19 protein-coding genes and 1 pseudogene are annotated in these 16784 nt (G+C 55.4%); 17 read left to right on the forward strand and 3 right to left on the reverse strand.

What is annotated here, in order from left to right; translation table 11 throughout:
* Nucleotides 1-256: hypothetical protein (locus K5905_RS08800; RefSeq protein ID WP_297582622.1), on the forward strand; the 256-nt coding region annotated here is incomplete at its 5' end.
* Between the two features lie 148 nt (nt 257-404).
* Nucleotides 405-1631 (forward strand): GTP-binding protein, encoded by a 1227-nt coding sequence (locus K5905_RS08805; RefSeq protein WP_297582624.1) that lies wholly within the window; start codon nt 405-407, stop codon nt 1629-1631.
* A 23-nt stretch (nt 1632-1654) separates the two neighbouring features.
* Here the strand turns inward: K5905_RS08805 and tesB are convergent, their stop codons facing one another.
* Nucleotides 1655-2521 carry an acyl-CoA thioesterase II gene (tesB, locus tag K5905_RS08810; RefSeq protein ID WP_297582627.1) on the reverse strand — a complete coding sequence of 289 codons (867 nt, stop codon included), beginning with the start codon at nt 2519-2521 and terminating at the stop codon, nt 1655-1657.
* A 149-nt stretch (nt 2522-2670) separates the two neighbouring features.
* Here tesB and K5905_RS08815 point away from each other — a divergent pair.
* From K5905_RS08815 to K5905_RS08835, 5 genes and pseudogenes are all read left to right on the forward strand, one after another.
* A pseudogene (locus tag K5905_RS08815) lies at nt 2671-3901 on the forward strand (ubiquinone biosynthesis hydroxylase).
* Nucleotides 3902-3977: 76 nt separating this feature from the next.
* Entirely contained in the window at nt 3978-4850 is an 873-nt protein-coding gene (locus K5905_RS08820) for an SDR family oxidoreductase (protein WP_297582630.1), read from the forward strand.
* A 59-nt stretch (nt 4851-4909) separates the two neighbouring features.
* Complete coding sequence (locus tag K5905_RS08825; RefSeq protein ID WP_297582633.1) at nt 4910-5107, forward strand: twin transmembrane helix small protein; 198 nt, start codon at nt 4910-4912, stop codon at nt 5105-5107.
* A gap of 96 nt (nt 5108-5203) precedes the next feature.
* Nucleotides 5204-5779 carry a cob(I)yrinic acid a,c-diamide adenosyltransferase gene (locus K5905_RS08830; protein WP_297582636.1) on the forward strand — a complete coding sequence of 192 codons (576 nt, stop codon included), beginning with the start codon at nt 5204-5206 and terminating at the stop codon, nt 5777-5779.
* 38 nt (nt 5780-5817) lie between these two features.
* Entirely contained in the window at nt 5818-6510 is a 693-nt protein-coding gene (locus K5905_RS08835) for a rhomboid family intramembrane serine protease (protein ID WP_297582639.1), read from the forward strand.
* A gap of 14 nt (nt 6511-6524) precedes the next feature.
* On the opposite strand, the gene K5905_RS08840 is transcribed toward K5905_RS08835, so the two are convergent.
* Nucleotides 6525-6809 carry an RT0821/Lpp0805 family surface protein gene (locus K5905_RS08840; protein WP_297582642.1) on the reverse strand — a complete coding sequence of 95 codons (285 nt, stop codon included), beginning with the start codon at nt 6807-6809 and terminating at the stop codon, nt 6525-6527.
* Between the two features lie 909 nt (nt 6810-7718).
* On the opposite strand from K5905_RS08840, the gene K5905_RS08845 reads away from it, so the two are divergent.
* From K5905_RS08845 to K5905_RS08885, 9 genes are all read left to right on the forward strand, one after another.
* Nucleotides 7719-8234, forward strand: coding sequence for a sigma-70 family RNA polymerase sigma factor (locus K5905_RS08845; RefSeq protein ID WP_297582643.1), 516 nt, complete (start codon nt 7719-7721; stop codon nt 8232-8234).
* On the forward strand, nt 8231-8929 hold the full coding sequence (locus K5905_RS08850) for a hypothetical protein (RefSeq protein WP_297582645.1): 699 nt from the start codon (nt 8231-8233) through the stop codon (nt 8927-8929). Before K5905_RS08845 ends, K5905_RS08850 begins: the two co-directional genes overlap by 4 nt.
* Nucleotides 8930-9202: 273 nt before the next feature.
* Entirely contained in the window at nt 9203-9952 is a 750-nt protein-coding gene (locus K5905_RS08855) for an electron transfer flavoprotein subunit beta/FixA family protein (RefSeq protein WP_297582646.1), read from the forward strand.
* A 24-nt stretch (nt 9953-9976) separates the two neighbouring features.
* Nucleotides 9977-10909: an FAD-binding protein gene (locus K5905_RS08860; protein WP_297582648.1), complete on the forward strand. Its 933-nt coding sequence runs from the start codon at nt 9977-9979 to the stop codon at nt 10907-10909.
* Nucleotides 10910-11048: 139 nt separating this feature from the next.
* On the forward strand, nt 11049-11930 hold the full coding sequence (locus K5905_RS08865) for a 3-hydroxybutyryl-CoA dehydrogenase (RefSeq protein ID WP_297582649.1): 882 nt from the start codon (nt 11049-11051) through the stop codon (nt 11928-11930).
* 6 nt (nt 11931-11936) lie between these two features.
* Nucleotides 11937-13439, forward strand: coding sequence for an acyl-CoA synthetase (locus K5905_RS08870; protein ID WP_297582650.1), 1503 nt, complete (start codon nt 11937-11939; stop codon nt 13437-13439).
* Nucleotides 13440-13520: 81 nt separating this feature from the next.
* The gene (locus tag K5905_RS08875; protein WP_297582651.1) at nt 13521-13724 is read left to right on the forward strand and encodes a putative motility protein; all 204 of its coding nucleotides are present in this window, start codon (nt 13521-13523) and stop codon (nt 13722-13724) included.
* Nucleotides 13725-14024: 300 nt separating this feature from the next.
* A complete protein-coding gene (locus tag K5905_RS08880) occupies nt 14025-14285 on the forward strand; it encodes a hypothetical protein (RefSeq protein ID WP_297582653.1) in 261 nt (86 codons plus the stop codon).
* 121 nt (nt 14286-14406) lie between these two features.
* A complete protein-coding gene (locus K5905_RS08885; protein ID WP_297582656.1) occupies nt 14407-14613 on the forward strand; it encodes a hypothetical protein in 207 nt (68 codons plus the stop codon).
* A 78-nt stretch (nt 14614-14691) separates the two neighbouring features.
* Here K5905_RS08885 and K5905_RS08890 read toward each other — a convergent pair whose 3' ends face one another.
* Nucleotides 14692-15354: a TlpA disulfide reductase family protein gene (locus K5905_RS08890; protein ID WP_297582659.1), complete on the reverse strand. Its 663-nt coding sequence runs from the start codon at nt 15352-15354 to the stop codon at nt 14692-14694.
* Between the two features lie 41 nt (nt 15355-15395).
* Here K5905_RS08890 and argH point away from each other — a divergent pair, with 41 nt between their 5' ends.
* Complete coding sequence (argH, locus tag K5905_RS08895; protein WP_297582662.1) at nt 15396-16778, forward strand: argininosuccinate lyase; 1383 nt, start codon at nt 15396-15398, stop codon at nt 16776-16778.
* Nucleotides 16779-16784 lie beyond the last annotated feature (6 nt).

Below are 16784 nucleotides of genomic sequence, written 5' to 3' on the forward strand. Positions count from 1 at the left end.
GGAACTTTCCGCCAACCAGCTGGAAGACGGGGCCGACGTTGAAGAGGTCATCGCGATGCTCAGAAAAGCAGCCGAAGCAGTGCGGATGGTGGTCGATGCGGAGGATGAGGAAAGTCCGGAAACCGAGGAAGCTGCCACGGACCTTGTCCAGGACCTGACACCGATGGACCTTTCTTCAGACGAAGCTGAAGAACAGACTTTCTCAAACAATCGGGACGTCGATATCGCTGAAGAACCGGTTTTGAATGCAAGTTGATGCCTTGCCGGCTTCTATCCCTTTGACCATCTCCTGAAAACAATGCTAGCGGTGCTGTTCGTATTTTGCCGCTGAGCGTTTATGCCGATCTATTCCGGTGTAACGGAAGAAATCGTCGACTGTTGCGGCTGTTCAGGAGACTATCGTCATGGCTTCTCCATCGGAGACCGGTGAGCCGCGCCGCAAAGAGCCGAAACCCCCTATTCCGCTGTCTGTACTGACAGGATTCCTGGGCTCCGGCAAGACGACTTTGCTGAACAAGATCCTGCAGGATCCGGCCATGGCGGATACCGCGGTAATCATCAACGAGTTCGGTGAAATCGGGCTTGACCACCTTTTCGTGGATCAGGCGGGTGACGGGATCGTGGAACTTTCTTCCGGATGCCTGTGCTGCACGATCCGGGGCGACCTGGTAACGACCCTGGAAAACCTGTTGCGCCGTCTCGACAACGGCCGGATGGATCGATTGAACAGAGTGGTTATCGAAACCACCGGTCTTGCCGACCCTGCCCCGATCCTGCATACGGTCATGCTGCATCCTTATCTCGTCATGCGCTACCGGCTGGAAAGCGTGATCACGCTGGTCGATGCGATCAACGGGCTTTCCACGCTGGACAACCATGAAGAGGCACGCAAGCAGGCGGCCGTTGCCGATCGCCTCGTTTTCACCAAGACGGATCTTGTCGTGTCGGAGGATGAGGCATCCAGCTTTGAGGTTTTGAAGCAGAGGCTTGCGTTGCTCAATCCAGGTGCGGTTCGTCTCAATGCTCAGGACGATGAAGCTGCTCCGGATGCTCTTTTCAATACCGGTCTTTATGATCCGAAAAGCAAGATTCCGGATGTTGCTGCCTGGTTGAATGCTGAAGCTTATGAAGTCTCATCGCACGATCACCACCACCACAATGATCACGGGCACGGGCACGGGCACGGGCACAGCCATGGGCATGATCACTCGCATGGCCACGGCCATGATCATGATGTGAACCGGCACAGTGAAACAATCCGCGCATTCACATTGGCGACCGATCGACCGGTTTCAATGTCTGCGCTGGAGATGTTTCTGGATCTGTTGCGTTCCGCGCACGGGCCAAAACTGTTGCGGGTGAAAGGTATTGTCCAGCTGGCCGAGGATCCGGACCATCCTGTGGTGATTCACGGTGTCCAGCATGTGTTTCATCCCCCTGTCTCGCTTGAAGCCTGGCCGGATGATGACCATCGCACGCGCATGGTGTTCATCACAAAAGACCTGCCGGAAGGCTTCGTTCGCAAAATGTTCGAAGCGTTCTCAGGCGCGTTGCTGCCAGACACACCCGACCAGAAGGTGATGACGGACAATCCGCTGGCAATTTCCGGTTTTACCAGTCCGATCCGCTGATCTGACCGGCCGTGCAAGGCGATTCAATCTTTCTTGCGCAGCCGGATCAGACCTTCCTGTGCGGTGGACGCAATCAACTTTCCGTCCATGGTGAACAAGGAGCCCCTGTTCATGCCGCGTGAACCGGAAGATGAGACGCTGTCGGTTGAATAAAGCAGCCATTCGTCAGCTCGAAACGAATGGTGGAACCACATTGCATGATCAAGGCTGGCAGCCTGGATTTTCGGGCTGAAGACCGACGTCCCATGCGGAAACAGCGATGTGTCCAGCAATGTCATGTCCGACGCGTAGGCAAGAACGCATTGATGGATGCGCTCGTCATCGGGAAGTCTGCCGGTAGCTCGGACCCAGACATATTGTTTCGCAGGCAATGGTTTGTTGCTGAAATAGTGGGTCATATCAACCGGGCGCATTTCGATCGGCCGTTCACGTTCCCAATACCGGCGGACGTTTTCAGGTGCCATTGAGAGGAACTTTTCTTTCAACTCCTGCTCGCTCGGCAGGTCTTCCGGCTTCGGCACGTCCGGCATTTCGGCCTGATGTTCCAGCCCTTTTTCGTGAACCTGAAATGAGGCGGACATGGAGAAAATTGCCTCCCCATGCTGAATGGCGACGACCCGGCGTGTTGTGAAGCTGCCACCGTCCCTGATCCGGTCGACTTCGTAGATGATCGGAACTTGCGGATCGCCAGGGCGCAGAAAGTAGCCGTGAAGCGAATGAATGTGCCGGTCTTCAACAACTGTGCGAGAGGCAGCCACAAGTGCCTGGCCAATCACCTGACCTCCGAACACACGCTGCCAGCCAACCTGGGGACTGCGACCACGGAACAGGTTGCGTTCCAGCGGTTCAAGGTCAAGTATTTGAAGAAGGTTATCAATGGCCGTGTTCATCGGCTCGATCCCTGTTAGATAGTGTGCCGGGTGAATTGGCCGTTTGATCCGGCCAATGGGTCGTGGTTCAAAAAGAAACGCGAATGCACTCTTGGACGGGACCTGACGTTAAAGTCAAGATGCCTTTAGGGAAACCGAAGGCGAGGAGAATGACAGTGGCAAAGACACGCAAAACCGCGGACATGTTTGATGTCGTGATTGCCGGTGGTGGTTATGTTGGCCTGTCTCTGGCGGTCGCTCTGAAACAGGGCGATCCCGGACTGACATGCGCCGTTGTCGATCCGAAGCCAATGAAGGAATTACATAAGGATCCGCGCGCGTCGGCAATTGCGGCAGCTGCTTCCAGAATGCTGACACAGCTCGGGATCTGGCAGAAAATCGAAGATAAAGCCCAGCCGATCAATGAAATGATCGTCACCGACAGCAAGTTGCGGGATGCGGTCCGGCCGGTTTTTCTGACGTTTGACGGTCAGGCGACGGAAGGAGAGCCGTTCGCCCATATGATGCCGAACGGCGTGATGATGCCGGCCCTCTACAAGGAGGCAAAGGCATTGGGTGTTTCGTTTTTTGCACCCGGAACAGCCGATACGTTCCGGACCCATCCGGATCGTGTCGAATTGATCCTGGAAGATGGGACGGAGCTGAAAGGCCGGTTGCTGGTGGCTGCGGATGGCGTGCGCTCGAAACTCCGGGATCTGGCGGGTATCCGCACAGTCAATTGGGATTATGGCCAGTCCGGCATCGTGACGACCGTCAAGCATGAACGGCCGCACAATGGACGGGCCGAGGAACATTTCCTGCCTGCCGGGCCGTTCGCGATCCTCCCGCTTCCGGGCAACAGATCCTCCCTCGTCTGGACCGAAAAAACCTCTGATGCCGACAGGCTCGTTCGTTCGGATGACTTCACTTTCGAACTGGAACTGGAACGCAGGTTCGGCCATCACCTTGGCACACTCGAACTTGACGGACCGCGCAAGGCCTTTCCGCTTGGATTGAAACTGGCGCGCGATTTCATAAAACCGCGCTTTGCTCTGATTGGTGATGCCGCACATGGCATTCATCCGATTGCGGGACAGGGTCTCAATCTCGGCTTCAAGGATGTGGCGGCGCTGGCGGAAGTGCTGGTTGATGCCCGTCGGCTTGGGCAGGATCTTGGCGGCTATGACGTGCTCGAGCGATATCAGCGGTGGCGCCGTTTCGATACGTTCCAGATGGGTGTTGTCACGGACGTGCTCAAACGACAATGATATTCTGCGTGCGGTTCGGGATTTCGGTCTTGGAATGGTTGACCGCATGCCTGGCATGAAAACCCACTTCATAAAGGAAGCAGCCGGGTTTGCCGGGCCAGTTCCGAAATTGCTTTCAGGGGAACCAATCTGATAGAGCTTTGCGGACGCGAAGACATTGTTGAAATCACGTCCTCTTTAATGCCTGTTCTATTTTGGAATTGCCCTGAATGATTGACCAAACCGCGAATTTTCCGCAACCCCGATCGATCTTGATTACAGGATGTTCGTCCGGGATCGGTCAGGCTGCCGCCCATATTTTGCGTGGCCGAAACTGGCGGGTGTTTGCAACTGCCAGAAAGTCAGAGGATGTCGACCGGCTTGCCGCACAGGGCTTTGAAGCTTACCGGCTGGATTACGAAGACGCAGACAGCATCAGGGCCGCTGCCGACACCGTCCTGCAATTGACGGACGGCAAGCTGGATGCGGTTTTCAACAATGGGGCCTATGCTGTTCCCGGTGCCCTTGAGGACACTCCGACCGACGCATTGCGGGCGCTGTTTGAAGCCAACTTCATCGGTTGGCACGATTTGACGCGGCGGCTTATTCCAGCGATGCGCAAGAACAAAAATGGGCGGATTGTTCAGTGTTCGTCGGTTCTTGGCTTTGTCGCTCTGAAGTATCGCGGCGCCTATACCGCGTCGAAGTTCGCTCTTGAGGCCTATTCAGATACATTGCGGCAGGAACTTAAAGGTACCGGCTTGCATGTAACCTTGATCGAGCCCGGCCCGATTGACACCCGATTTACGGAAAATGCCCTTGCCAATTTCGACCGTTGGATCGGTGAGGAAGGGTTAAAAGCTTCGGTGCACCGGCGAACTTACGAAAAGAGACGGATCCGCATGGAGGCGGGTGAGCCCGGGCCTTTCAAGTTGCCGTCGGAAGCTGTCGTAAAAAGGCTGATTCATGCCGTTGAGGCGAAACGGCCCAAAGCGCGGTATCATGTAACTGTACCGACAAGCATCATGGCCGTGGCAAAGCGGATGCTGCCGACAAGTCTCCTTGACAGGTTCTGCATATGGGCAGCAGACAAAGAAGAATAGAAAATTGTGCGTGCCGCGCTATCCGACCGGGTTTCGGTCCGGTTTGAAAAGGAAACAAAATGGCTGAGATCATCAACATACTCATTCCGGTCGGCATGGCCGCGGTTGCGATTGTCCTGCTGCTCGGTATCTGGAACATGTTTCGCAACGGCCCATCCAACCGATCCCAATTGCTAATGCGCTGGCGGGTCGGATTGCAGTTTTTGGTTATTGTCCTGGTGATGGGCGGGCTCTACTTTTTCGGAACAGGTTACTAGGTCGTGTGGGCGAATTTGCTTCTTGAACCGGATGTTCTCGGCCAAACCGCGACCAAATCCTGAATTTCAACCGACCCTGAACTGGAATGAGGCCAAATGGTTGTTCTGAACAAGATCTATACGAAAACAGGCGATGACGGCACCACTGCTCTTGGGTCGGGTGAGCGGCGTCCGAAACACGACCTCAGGATCGATGCCTATGGGACAGTTGACGAAACCAACGCGGTCGTCGGTCTTGTCAGGCTCCATACAGGCGAAGCCGCACCCGAGGTCGACGGCGTTCTGAGCCGCATTCAGAACGACCTCTTCGATCTTGGAGCGGATCTCGCGACGCCGGAGACAGACCAGGATCTTGGTTACGAACCACTTCGTGTCACCGATGCTCAGGTGGAAGCCATAGAACAGGCGATCGATGAGCTGAACGCCGGCCTTTCTCCTCTCCGATCCTTTGTCCTGCCGGGTGGAAGCAAAGCTGCCGCGCATTTGCATCTGGCAAGAACGGTCTCCCGTCGCGCGGAGCGTCTCATGGTCGAGCTTGCCGCGCGTGAGCAGGTTAATCCATCAGCCGTGCGTTACATGAACCGGTTGTCGGACTTTTTTTTCGTTGCCTCGCGCCACTTGAACGACAAGGGCGAAAAGGACGTTTTATGGGTTCCGGGTCAGAACCGCTAATCCGGTATTAGAACTGACCACAGGACGCAGGGGGCAAAATGTTTATTCCGCTTCATGATCACAACCGTCTGGAGCATGTCCCCTTCCCATATGTCAATCTGACGATAATCGCATTGAATGTGGTGATTTTCTTTCTTTTTCAAGGGGCTGGAGAAACCGAGGCCGTGGGAGCCTCGTCGCTTTCCTATGGGCTGATTCCTGTCGTTTTGTTCGATATTCGTGATCTTGCACCTCACCTGCAGGTTCTACCGGACTGGATGTCCCTGATTACCTACGCCTTTCTGCATGGCGGATTCATGCATCTGATCGGCAACATGCTGTTTCTGTGGGTGTTCGGGGACAATGTCGAAGATGCCATGGGACATGTTCGATACTTGATCTTCTATCTGCTTTGCGCTGCCGCTGGCGGTTATGCCTACGCGATCCTCGATGTAAATTCCGAAGTCCCGTTGATCGGCGCGTCGGGTGCGGTTTCAGGTGTCGTGGCCGCCTATCTGATGCTGCACCCACGCGTCAAAGTATGGGTTCTGGCATTCGGCAGAATACCCCTGCGTCTGTCAGCGCAATGGTTGCTGGGCGCCTGGGTGCTCTATCAGGTCGTGAATGCGGTGATTTCCGGTGACAGTCAGGTTGCCTGGATAGCGCATTTGGGGGGGCTGGCTGCCGGAGCGATCCTGGTGATTTTTTTCCGACGCAAAGATGTTCCGCTTTTTGATCGGAACCTTTCCTGAGCAATTGTCAGGATTTACGTTGATTTCCAGATCGCGTCCGCTGTCCGGCATGCGACGCCGTCGCGGCTGACGGTTCTTCCGGAAATCAGCTGAAAATTCTCGCGATAGGCACGGCAAAAGGTCCCTTCTGCCGTTTTCCAGGTCTTGAGCGGCGTGACTGAACCGCTCGTACCGCTGTCGGGGTTCTGCCAGTGCACGGACTTGCCCGACATGGATTTCTCCAGTGCGGTCTGCAGATTCAGGTCTGCAAGGGATTTATCGGCAAGGGGCAGGCTTGGTTCATCCGACAAGGAGACCATCGCCGTTGAATCCTGATAGGGAAACAACGAACATGCTGACAGTAAAACTGCGCATCCAAAAAAAATCAGGCCCCGACACGAGAGCCGCCATCCAGAAAATGTCAAATCCAATCCCGCTCTTTGGATCTATTGCCACCCGTTCTGAATAGCCTCCCGTTCTTCCTGTTCCGACAAGGCGCCCCCGGAAGGCTCACTGTCTCCGCTGAACCTCTGCTCACCGAAGATCTTGCCAATCAGAGTTCCTGAAGCTGGCTTTTGTGAGGCAGGATTGCCTGATTTCGCGTTGCGGCTGGAATTGTTGTTTATATCTTTTGATATATTGGTGTTTTTATCAGGATTTACATCGGGACCTGGTTGTGACGATCCCGGAGTACTCGCGGATGTACTTGAAGCTCTTTCGCTCCGACGCTCGGCGCGTTCACTTCGCCGTTCAGCACGCTCAGCGCGCTGTTCACTGTGACGCTCTGCCCGTTCGGCTTGGCGCTCTGCCCGTTCTGCCCGGCGCTCTGCTTGTCGTTCGCTCCGGCGCTCACTTCGCTCTGAGCGGTCGGAACGGGATTGTGCGGCCGCGGCGATAGTGTCCTTCGTGTCAATCAAGGGGCTAAAGAAGACGAGAGAGAACACCATCGACGCGGCCATAACACCCGACAGACCGCGGAACATCGCAGAGAGGCGGTCGTGCAATGAGATCTGACAGGCGTGTTTCATGAACAATTGGCTTTTGAACCGGTTGCAGTCTGGATGGAATTGCGAGGCGAATTCCTGGTTTCGTAGGCACAACACCCAGGTTCTCTCTCTTCTTCCCGAACATAGTCTAAAAAAAGCCGGGATCAAAAGGTCTCTTCACGTGTTATTGACGTAGGAGCGGTCGCGGAGAACTCTTTGCCTGATGATCAACTGAAGACGGAGATGATCCGATTACTTCCGAAGCTGAGAAGTTTCGCGTTGAGACTATGCCGGAATCCGGATCAGGCGGACGACCTGGTCCAAACGACGTGCGAACGGGCTATTCGGTCTTTGGACCAGTTCGATCCTGCGACGCGCCTGGACAGTTGGATGTTCCGCATCCTGCAAAACCTTTATTTTAATTCGGTGCGCGACAGTTCAAATCGCGCCAGGCTGTTTGATTTGGCAATGCTTGATTTTGAAGAAAGTTTCGACGGTGCGAAGGCTGCTGCCAGCAGTCTTGAGCTTCAGAAGGTTCAAGCGTTTATCGGACGACTTGAAGAGGATAACCGTCAGGTGCTGTTGAAGATTGCGATCGAGGGACAAAGCTATAAGGAAGTCGCGGAAGAACTGGGTGTTCCGATCGGTACCGTGACCAGCAGGCTCGCAAGGGCTCGATTGAAGCTGAGAGAATTTTTGGAATCAAAAGATACCACGCAGGAAGGCGAACTCCGCAGCATGCCTGGAGGTCTGTCATGACATTTGACGAAAAACGCGAACAAGTTCTGCTCGCCGAGGATATCGGCAAGCTTCTTGATGGCGAATGTTCAACCGAGGAGCATGAAGCGCTTCTTGCCAGCATTCGTGAGCAGGACGAGGGCGAGCAATTCCTGCAGAAAATGGCCAAGGACAACGCGCTTCTGCAACGGGCAGTTCCGGCTGACGTTCCCCAAGGAAGTCTTGATCGCTTTGAAACCGTGATCGATCGCGAATTTGAAAAACGAGGTTTGCCCACGCGAACGCATGTCCGCAGGGCGTGGACCTTGCCGGTTGTTCAAATTGCTGCCGCGCTGGTGCTGATTGCCGGAACCTTCATGCTCACCAATTTCTGGATGCAGTCGCGTTTGGATACCGCGGTGGCCTCCTTGGCGGCGCATATGGAAACGGAACGCATGCTGCTCGCACAATCCGTGCAGGAGGCGCTAGAAACCAAGGTTAGTGGCGAGCCTGTCTTCATCGGTCAGGAAGGCAACTGGTCGGAGACTCTCACACCGATCAAGACCTACAAGAGCACAAGCGGACATTGGTGTCGCCAGTATCTGAGACAGACAACTTTCGGCGGTATGGATCTTTCCATCAAAGGAACTGCATGCCGGGAAGAAAACGGAACCTGGACGACGGTCTTTGCCGAACCGGTATCCGACAAGTTCTCTCCTCAATCCTCGGGCATCTGACCGACAGCTCGAATTTGGACTGGCAATACTCGGTTTCGGCGATTGTTGCATTGCCGAACTATCGATTTTGCGACGCTTCTTTTTCCAAGCCCGGCAAATTGTTCAGATAGACCCTATAGCGCAATTGACAGCCGCTGTGCAGGTCAGTACCGTCCCCCGCCATGCGCCACGATTGGCTTAATTCCGCCGTTTGTGACTCCTCGTCATTTCCGTCGGGAAAAGCCTGATACTGCGGTGCGGTGAAATGCCGGCCCAGCAAGAGGTTGAGACCAAATGAAAATCCTCGTACCCGTGAAGCGGGTCATCGACTACAACGTGAAAGTCCGCGTGAAGCCGGACGGTTCAGGCGTCGATCTTGCCAACGTCAAGATGTCCATGAACCCGTTTGACGAAATTTCCGTCGAAGAAGCCCTGCGGCTGAAAGAAGCTGGAAAGGCAACCGAAGTAGTTGTTGTTTCAGTCGGCCCGCAACAGGCAACGGAAACGCTTCGGACCGGTCTTGCAATGGGCGCCGACCGCGGCATTCTCGTGAAAACCGACGAAATCACCGAACCGCTGGCAGTTGCAAAAATCCTCAAGGGGATTGTTGAAGCCGAAGAGCCGGGACTTGTGATCCTGGGTAAACAGGCCATCGACGACGATTGCAATCAGACCGGTCAGATGCTTGCCGCGCTGCTCGGCTGGAGCCAGGGTACGTTTGCCTCCAATGTCGATCTTGGAGAGGGAACGGCAGATGTGACGCGTGAAGTCGATGGCGGTCTGCAAACCGTCAAGCTGAAGCTTCCGGCCATCGTGACCACGGATCTGCGTCTCAATGAACCGCGTTATGCTTCGCTGCCAAACATCATGAAAGCCAAAAAGAAGCCGATTGATGAAAAAACACCCGACGATTTCGGTGTCGACATCACGCCGCGCCTGACCGTGGTCACCACGACCGAACCGCCTGCACGCGAGGCCGGTATCAAAGTCGGTTCCGTCGGTGAGCTGGTAGACAAACTCAAGAACGAGGCCGGTGTCCTTTAAGGGCCCGTCGCAGGAGGAAAACAAATGACAACACTTCTTGTGGCTGAACATGCCGGCGGTGCGCTGAGTGACGCAACAGCAAAAGCAATGACCGCAGCGGCTGCGCTCGGCTCCGACGTTCATGTTCTGGTTGCCGGAAAAGGCGTGCAGGGTGTCGCGGAAGCAGCAGCGAAACTGACCGGTGCCGCCAAAGTTCTGGTTGCTGAAAGCGATGCGCTGGAGCATCAGCTGGCGGAACCGACAGCTGATCTGATCGTCGGCATGGCCGGTGACTATGATGCGATCGTTGCGGCTGCAACGGCCAACGGCAAAAACACTCTGCCGCGCGTTGCCGCTCTTTTGGACGTCATGCAGATTTCAGACATTACCGCCGTGATTGATGCAGACACGTTCGAGCGTCCGATTTATGCCGGCAACGCAATCCAGACCGTAAAATCGGGTGATCCAAAGAAAGTGATCACTGTCCGGACTTCCACTTTCGCCGCGGCGGAAGAAGGTGGATCGGCAGCGATTGAAACGGTGGCCGGTACGGATGGCTCCGGCTTGTCCGAATTTGTCGGCGAGGAACTTTCCAAGTCCGATCGTCCGGAACTGACATCTGCGAAAATCATCATTTCCGGCGGTCGTGCGCTTGGTTCTGAAGAAAAATTCCAGGAAGTCATCATGCCTGTTGCCGATGCCCTCGGCGCTGCCGTCGGCGCGTCCCGTGCGGCGGTTGACGCCGGTTATGCGCCGAACGACTGGCAGGTAGGTCAGACCGGCAAGGTCGTTGCACCGGATCTCTATATTGCCTGCGGTATTTCCGGAGCGATCCAGCATCTGGCCGGAATGAAAGATTCCAAGGTGATCGTTGCGATCAACAAGGACGAAGAAGCACCGATTTTCCAGGTCGCTGACTATGGTCTTGTCGCTGATCTGTTTGACGTTCTGCCGGAATTGAAGGCCGCTGTCGAATAAGACCTGCGGCAAATTGATCCCGAACCCCGGAGCGAGTAATAGTTTTCGCTCCGGGGTTCTTGCTGTTTGGCGCAAGACTCGTCAAAAATAGCCACAACCGGGCCCGTCGGGGTGTTTGTAAAAGATCGGATTTTTCAGGATGGCTGTCGAAATCAAAAAAGTCGGAGTAATTGGCGCTGGTCAGATGGGCAGCGGCATTGCACATGTTTGTGCCCTTGCTGGCTTCGACGTGGGATTGAGCGACATTTCAATGGAGCGGATCGAGTCGGGACTGGCATCGATCAATGGGAACATGGCCCGTCAGGTTTCCAAATCCCTGATCACCGAAGAAGCAAGAACAGCGGCGCTGGACCGGATCAAGCTGGTTGAAGATCTCGATCTGCTGGCCGATGCGGATCTGGTGATCGAATCCGCTGTCGAAAACGAGCAGATCAAAAGGAAAATTTTCTCGCAACTCTGCCCGATCCTGAAGCCGGAAGCCATTCTGGCAACCAACACTTCGTCGATCTCGATTACCCGCCTCGCGGCAACAACGGATCGCCCGGAGCGCTTCATCGGTATTCACTTCATGAACCCGGTTCCACTGATGGAACTGGTGGAACTTGTGCGCGGCATTGCGACGGAAGACGAAACCTTCGAGGCGTCCAAGACATTTTGTGATCGTCTTGGAAAACAGATCGCCGTTGCAGAAGACTTCCCGGCCTTCATGGTCAACCGGATCCTGTTGCCGATGATCAACGAGGCCATCTATACGCTCTATGAAGGCGTCGGCTCCGTTGAGTCCATCGACAAGGCGATGCGACTCGGCGCCAATCACCCGATGGGGCCACTTCAGCTGGCGGACTTTATCGGCCTGGACACCTGTCTTTCGATCATGCAAGTGCTTTACGAAGGTCTTGCAGACACCAAATACCGGCCGTGCCCGCTCCTGGTGAAGTATGTCGAGGCAGGTTGGCTTGGCCGGAAAACGCAGCGCGGATTTTATGACTATCGCGGTGATCATCCGGTCCCGACACGCTAACTGTCGATGAACCTTGCACAATACTGTCTAACCAACGCCGTTCCGAACCGGGAGAAAGCGGCGTTGGAAGTGGTCGGTGCGGATGGCGGTGTCCTGGAACACTGGACTTTCGGCAGTCTTACAGATGCTGTCCTGTCCGTGGCGGCAGGCCTGAAAGCGCATGACCTTGAAACCGGAGACAGAATCCTCCTGAGACTCGGTCATTCCAGTGACTTTCCGCTTTTGTTTTTTGGCGCCATCGCCGGTGGTTTTGTTCCCGTTCCCACGTCGGCATTGCTGACCTCACAGGAAGCTGCCGCCATTTTGGCCGATAGCGGCGCAGCTCTTGTGCTCCATGACGGTAAAACGGCATTGCCCGAAAACACCGGTGTGCCGGTAAGGGGTCCGCTGGCAATCGCTGATCTGAAGCAGGCTCCACCCGGAACATTCGCGCAAACTGCACCTGATGATCCTGCGTTTCTCATCTATACATCCGGGACAAGCGGTACGCCCAAGGGTGTCCTTCATGCCCAAAGGGCGGCGGCGGCCCGCCAGCCAATGTATCAGGGCTGGTACGGTATCTCCTCATCCGACCGGCTGCTGCATGCCGGAGCATTCAACTGGACCTATACACTGGGTGTCGGTCTGATGGACCCCTGGGCAAACGGGGCCACGAGCATCGTTTATGACGGTCCACGTGACCCGCAGGTCTGGCCGAATGTTCTCGACAGCAGTCAGGCAAGCCTGTTTGCCGCCGTTCCAAGCCTTTACCGGCGGATTTTGAAGTATGGGGAGGTCTCCCGGTCAGCCTTTCCCGCTCTCCGTCACGGGTTAACGGCTGGTGAAGCTCTTCCTGCCGTGCTCTATCGGGATTGGAAGGATAAGACCGGCCGAGAACTTTATGAAGCACTCGGGATGAGTGAGATCTCGACCTATCTTTCAAGCGGGCCTCTTGTGCCGGTGAAACCTGGTTCGCCGGGAAAACCCCAAAGAGGGCGCAAGGTCGCGATCTTGAGCGAAACGTGTGAAGACGTTTTGCTTGCCGACCGCAATGAGGTGGGGTTTCTTGCGGTTCATCGCGAGGAGCCGGGCTTGATGCTTGGATACTGGAACAGGAGCCGGGAAACCGAAGACGCCTTCAAGGGGGACTGGTTTTTGACCGGCGACCGCGCCCAGGAAGATGATGACGGTTACTACTGGTACGAGGGGCGTGCCGACGACCTGATGAACGCCTTCGGTTACAGGGTTGCGCCGGAAGAGGTTGAACGCGCGCTATCCGCTCATCCGGAGGTGCATGAGGTCTCTGTAACTGCTGTCTCGGTTCGCGATGGCGTCAGTCTGATCACCGCCTTTGTCGTTCCACATGACGCGGACAGTTTCGATGTCGACGATCTTGCTGCCCATGCGACAAGTCAGCTTGCGGATTACAAGCGTCCCAAGGACTATCGGATTGTTGAACAGCTTCCCCGAACGCCCTCGGGGAAAGTGAAGCGGAAAGTGCTGACGCAGCTGTCGCGCCTCGGTAACTAAAATCGAATACAGAGATTTAAGTTATTGTTAACCCTTGTTTAAGGGCAGGGGACTACCCTCGCTCTCAACCAGGGGACTTTCATGGACAGCGTCGGAATTGCCAGCACATATGCCGCAACGACCCAGGCTCAGACGAGCCAGGCGCTTCAGTCCGAAATGATGAAAATGGCGCTGGAGCAGGACGCAAACCTTGTTGCCTTGCTCCAGGAGGGGGCCGAAAATCTCAAATCGGCGCAAGCAGCCCCTCCCCCAGGTCTCGGAAGCCAGGTCGACGTTACTGTTTGACTGCCTTCGGTTGTTCGAATTCTTAAAAGAGTTCCGGTTTTTCAAATCGTGTGCACATGGAATTCGCACTTATGATTGCGGGCGCTTGAGTAATTTTACGTCCATTCCGTAAGGTTGCTCTTAGAAAATTTCTTTCTGATTCATATATTTATCAATGAATAGATTCAATTTTAAGAAAAATTGATCTTTGTAAAGAGTAATTCTCAAATTACGTTTCGCGATACTTTCTCAGGTTTACCCTTTGACTTATGTCTTCAGGTAATAATAGCCTCAAAGTCGTATCCAGTGATTGGAAACACGATGTCTGAAGCAGTAGGAAGTACAACATCAAAGGCTTTTCAACCTTCGTTGACCACACCGCAAACGGATCGGGTCGCGGAGCAGGCGCAAGCTATCAAGGCCCGTCAGTCTGAGGCTGTTGCGAATACAGTGCAGCGACAAGCGCAGTTCAGTGCCAGCCGCGCCGAATCTTTGAGCCGTCAAGCGGAGAAACTGGAAAACCGGGCTACAACAGGTGCCGCGGGCAGCGGTCTCGGTGGACGGGTCGACATAACCGTCTGAGACTCTGCTTGTTCATCGCGTGCTAGACCATTTCCGTTTTGGGCGGCCAAATTGAAGAAGGTCTAAGTTTTTGTTTAAACCGGTTCCCGATTTTCCTGAGATTGCTCGAGGAGTATCGACTATGGCGAGCGTATCAGAAAGCACTTCATCCTCGGTTTCTTATGACGCCGCAAAGGTACGTGCCGAACTGGCGACCAACGCCATTCGTGACCAGAATGAGCAGGAGCGTGACGTTGCGGACCGCCTGAACGAAGCTCAGGACGCGCAGGCACGCCGTGAAGCCCGTAAGATCCCCGGCATGGGCGAGGCCGTCGATATTTCCGTCTGACGATTGTCAGGCGTCGGATCGGCACTTGCCGTCATGCCGTCAGTGGCTTTCGGAACCCGCTCCTGAAGCCGTCCGTGCTCAAGACCCCTCTTTTCCCATCGCGCTTTGGATCAGGTCCTTGGCCTGACTGGATGCCCATTCGGCGGGGCCGTACATGGTGCCGATTTCACAGCCTTCTGGGCTGATCAGGATCGTGGTTGGCAATCCGGTGGCGCGGGCAACTTTTCTCAAGTCTTTCAATAGGCCGTTCGAGCTGTCCTGATAATAGGTCAGGTGGCTGACGCCGATTTCTTCAAGAAACGCCTTCGGTTTTTCGGGACCGCCCCGGTCCAGGTTGACGGCGACGACCTCGAAGTCCTCTCCTCCCAAATCGGCCTGCAACTCGTCGAGGGCCGGCATTTCCTCGCGGCACGGCGCGCACCAGGTTGCCCAGAGATTGAGAAGAACTGTTTTGTCCTTGAAATCGGTCAGCGTGAGCGGCTGGTCGTCCGGACCCTTGAAGGTCAGATTCTGCAGATCAAGTGGCTGGCTTGCCGGCAGGAAGGCAGCGACATCCCCTTTGGCGAAAGGCTTGGCCGCGTTGGCGGATTGAAGGGCCAGGGAACAGCTTTGCGCACCGGCAATATTGCCATTCGGACCAACGATCACGTATAGAGCCGCTACAGCAGCTACTGCACCTGCCAAACCGGCGGCAAGAATGCCGCGTCTGGAGCCTTTGGCGGGTTCATCTGGCTTCGTCATTCGTTCACACCTCGCAAGGGGCGCCTTTTAAAGGACAGGACATGAGCAATCGCATGTGGGGAGGCCGGTTCGCTGAAGGACCGGACGCCATCATGGAGGAAATCAATGCCTCCATCGACTACGACCGGAAGTTATATAGACAGGACATCGACGGCTCAAAAGCCCATGTGCGTATGCTCGCAGAAAAAGACATTGTGACGCGGGAAGATGCAGACAAGATCGTTCAAGGTCTAGACACAATCCTGTCAGAGATCGAGAATGGAGAGTTCAAGTTTTCCAGATCGCTTGAAGATATTCATATGAATATCGAAGCACGGCTTGCCGAGCTCATCGGTCCGGCGGCAGGCCGACTTCACACGGCGCGCTCCAGAAACGATCAGGTTGCCACGGATTTCCGTCTCTGGGTACGCGACACGCTCGACACTCTGGACGAACAGTTGAGCGAGCTGATGCAGGTTCTGGCGGAAAAGGCCGAGGCTCATGCATCCGACGTGATGCCCGGCTTTACGCATCTGCAGTCGGCGCAACCGGTCACTTTTGGCCATCATCTCCTGGCCTATGTGGAAATGTTCGCTCGCGACCGGGGTCGGGTGCGTGATGCCCGCAAGCGCATGAACGAGTGTCCTCTCGGGGCTGCTGCCCTGGCTGGAACGTCGTTTCCGATCGACCGGAAAATGACAGCGGAAGCGCTCGGTTTCGACCGGCCTGCTGCGAATTCGCTCGATGCGGTTTCCGATCGAGATTTTGTCATTGAAGCGCTTGCTGCCGCGTCCCTGACCGCGATGCATCTTTCCCGGTTGGCGGAAGAGATCGTGGTCTGGTGTTCGGCGCAATTCGGTTTCGTCAAGCTTTCAGACAAGTTTTCGACCGGTTCATCCATCATGCCGCAAAAGAAAAACCCCGATGCGGCGGAGCTGGTGCGGGCAAAGAGTGGCCGGATCTACGGGTCGTTGCAGGCCTTGCTGGTGATGATGAAGGGTCTGCCTCTTGCGTATTCCAAAGACATGCAGGAAGACAAGGAACAGGCTTTTGACGGTCTGGCCAGTGTCTCGCTTGCCCTTGCTGCCATGACCGGTATGGTTCGCGATCTGGAACCGGTGACCAAGGCACTGAAAAAGGCTGCAGGCTCGGGATACTCCACTGCCACCGACCTGGCCGACTGGCTTGTCCGGGTGCTCGGCATGCCGTTCAGGGACGCCCACCATGTAACGGGCCGAATTGTCGGACTTGCGGTCGAGCGCGGTATTGAACTTCACAAAGTGCCGCTGGAGGACATGCGGGCGGTTGATCCGAAAATCACGGAAGAAGTCTTCTCGGTTCTGTCCGTGGACAAATCGGTTCGCAGTCGTACCAGTTACGGCGGAACCTCTCCGGTCAATGTCCGCAAGCAGGCACGCCGCTGGTTGAAGGATCTGGCGAAGTAAAGTTCG

This window comes from Roseibium sp., assembly GCF_025698965.1.
Lineage (GTDB): Bacteria > Pseudomonadota > Alphaproteobacteria > Rhizobiales > Stappiaceae > Roseibium.

Excerpts from the sequence above, each read along its gene's own strand:
- K5905_RS08805 (WP_297582624.1), top strand. The coding sequence starts at position 405 with ATGGCTTCTCCATCGGAGACCGGTGAGCCGCGCCGCAAAGAGCCGAAA.
- tesB (WP_297582627.1), bottom strand. The coding sequence starts at position 2,521 with ATGAACACGGCCATTGATAACCTTCTTCAAATACTTGACCTTGAACCG.
- K5905_RS08820 (WP_297582630.1), top strand. The coding sequence starts at position 3,978 with ATGATTGACCAAACCGCGAATTTTCCGCAACCCCGATCGATCTTGATT.
- K5905_RS08825 (WP_297582633.1), top strand. The coding sequence starts at position 4,910 with ATGGCTGAGATCATCAACATACTCATTCCGGTCGGCATGGCCGCGGTT.
- K5905_RS08830 (WP_297582636.1), top strand. The coding sequence starts at position 5,204 with ATGGTTGTTCTGAACAAGATCTATACGAAAACAGGCGATGACGGCACC.
- K5905_RS08835 (WP_297582639.1), top strand. The coding sequence starts at position 5,818 with ATGTTTATTCCGCTTCATGATCACAACCGTCTGGAGCATGTCCCCTTC.
- K5905_RS08840 (WP_297582642.1), bottom strand. The coding sequence starts at position 6,809 with ATGGTCTCCTTGTCGGATGAACCAAGCCTGCCCCTTGCCGATAAATCC.
- K5905_RS08845 (WP_297582643.1), top strand. The coding sequence starts at position 7,719 with ATGATCCGATTACTTCCGAAGCTGAGAAGTTTCGCGTTGAGACTATGC.
- K5905_RS08850 (WP_297582645.1), top strand. The coding sequence starts at position 8,231 with ATGACATTTGACGAAAAACGCGAACAAGTTCTGCTCGCCGAGGATATC.
- K5905_RS08855 (WP_297582646.1), top strand. The coding sequence starts at position 9,203 with ATGAAAATCCTCGTACCCGTGAAGCGGGTCATCGACTACAACGTGAAA.
- K5905_RS08860 (WP_297582648.1), top strand. The coding sequence starts at position 9,977 with ATGACAACACTTCTTGTGGCTGAACATGCCGGCGGTGCGCTGAGTGAC.
- K5905_RS08865 (WP_297582649.1), top strand. The coding sequence starts at position 11,049 with ATGGCTGTCGAAATCAAAAAAGTCGGAGTAATTGGCGCTGGTCAGATG.
- K5905_RS08870 (WP_297582650.1), top strand. The coding sequence starts at position 11,937 with ATGAACCTTGCACAATACTGTCTAACCAACGCCGTTCCGAACCGGGAG.
- K5905_RS08875 (WP_297582651.1), top strand. The coding sequence starts at position 13,521 with ATGGACAGCGTCGGAATTGCCAGCACATATGCCGCAACGACCCAGGCT.
- K5905_RS08880 (WP_297582653.1), top strand. The coding sequence starts at position 14,025 with ATGTCTGAAGCAGTAGGAAGTACAACATCAAAGGCTTTTCAACCTTCG.
- K5905_RS08885 (WP_297582656.1), top strand. The coding sequence starts at position 14,407 with ATGGCGAGCGTATCAGAAAGCACTTCATCCTCGGTTTCTTATGACGCC.
- K5905_RS08890 (WP_297582659.1), bottom strand. The coding sequence starts at position 15,354 with ATGACGAAGCCAGATGAACCCGCCAAAGGCTCCAGACGCGGCATTCTT.
- argH (WP_297582662.1), top strand. The coding sequence starts at position 15,396 with ATGAGCAATCGCATGTGGGGAGGCCGGTTCGCTGAAGGACCGGACGCC.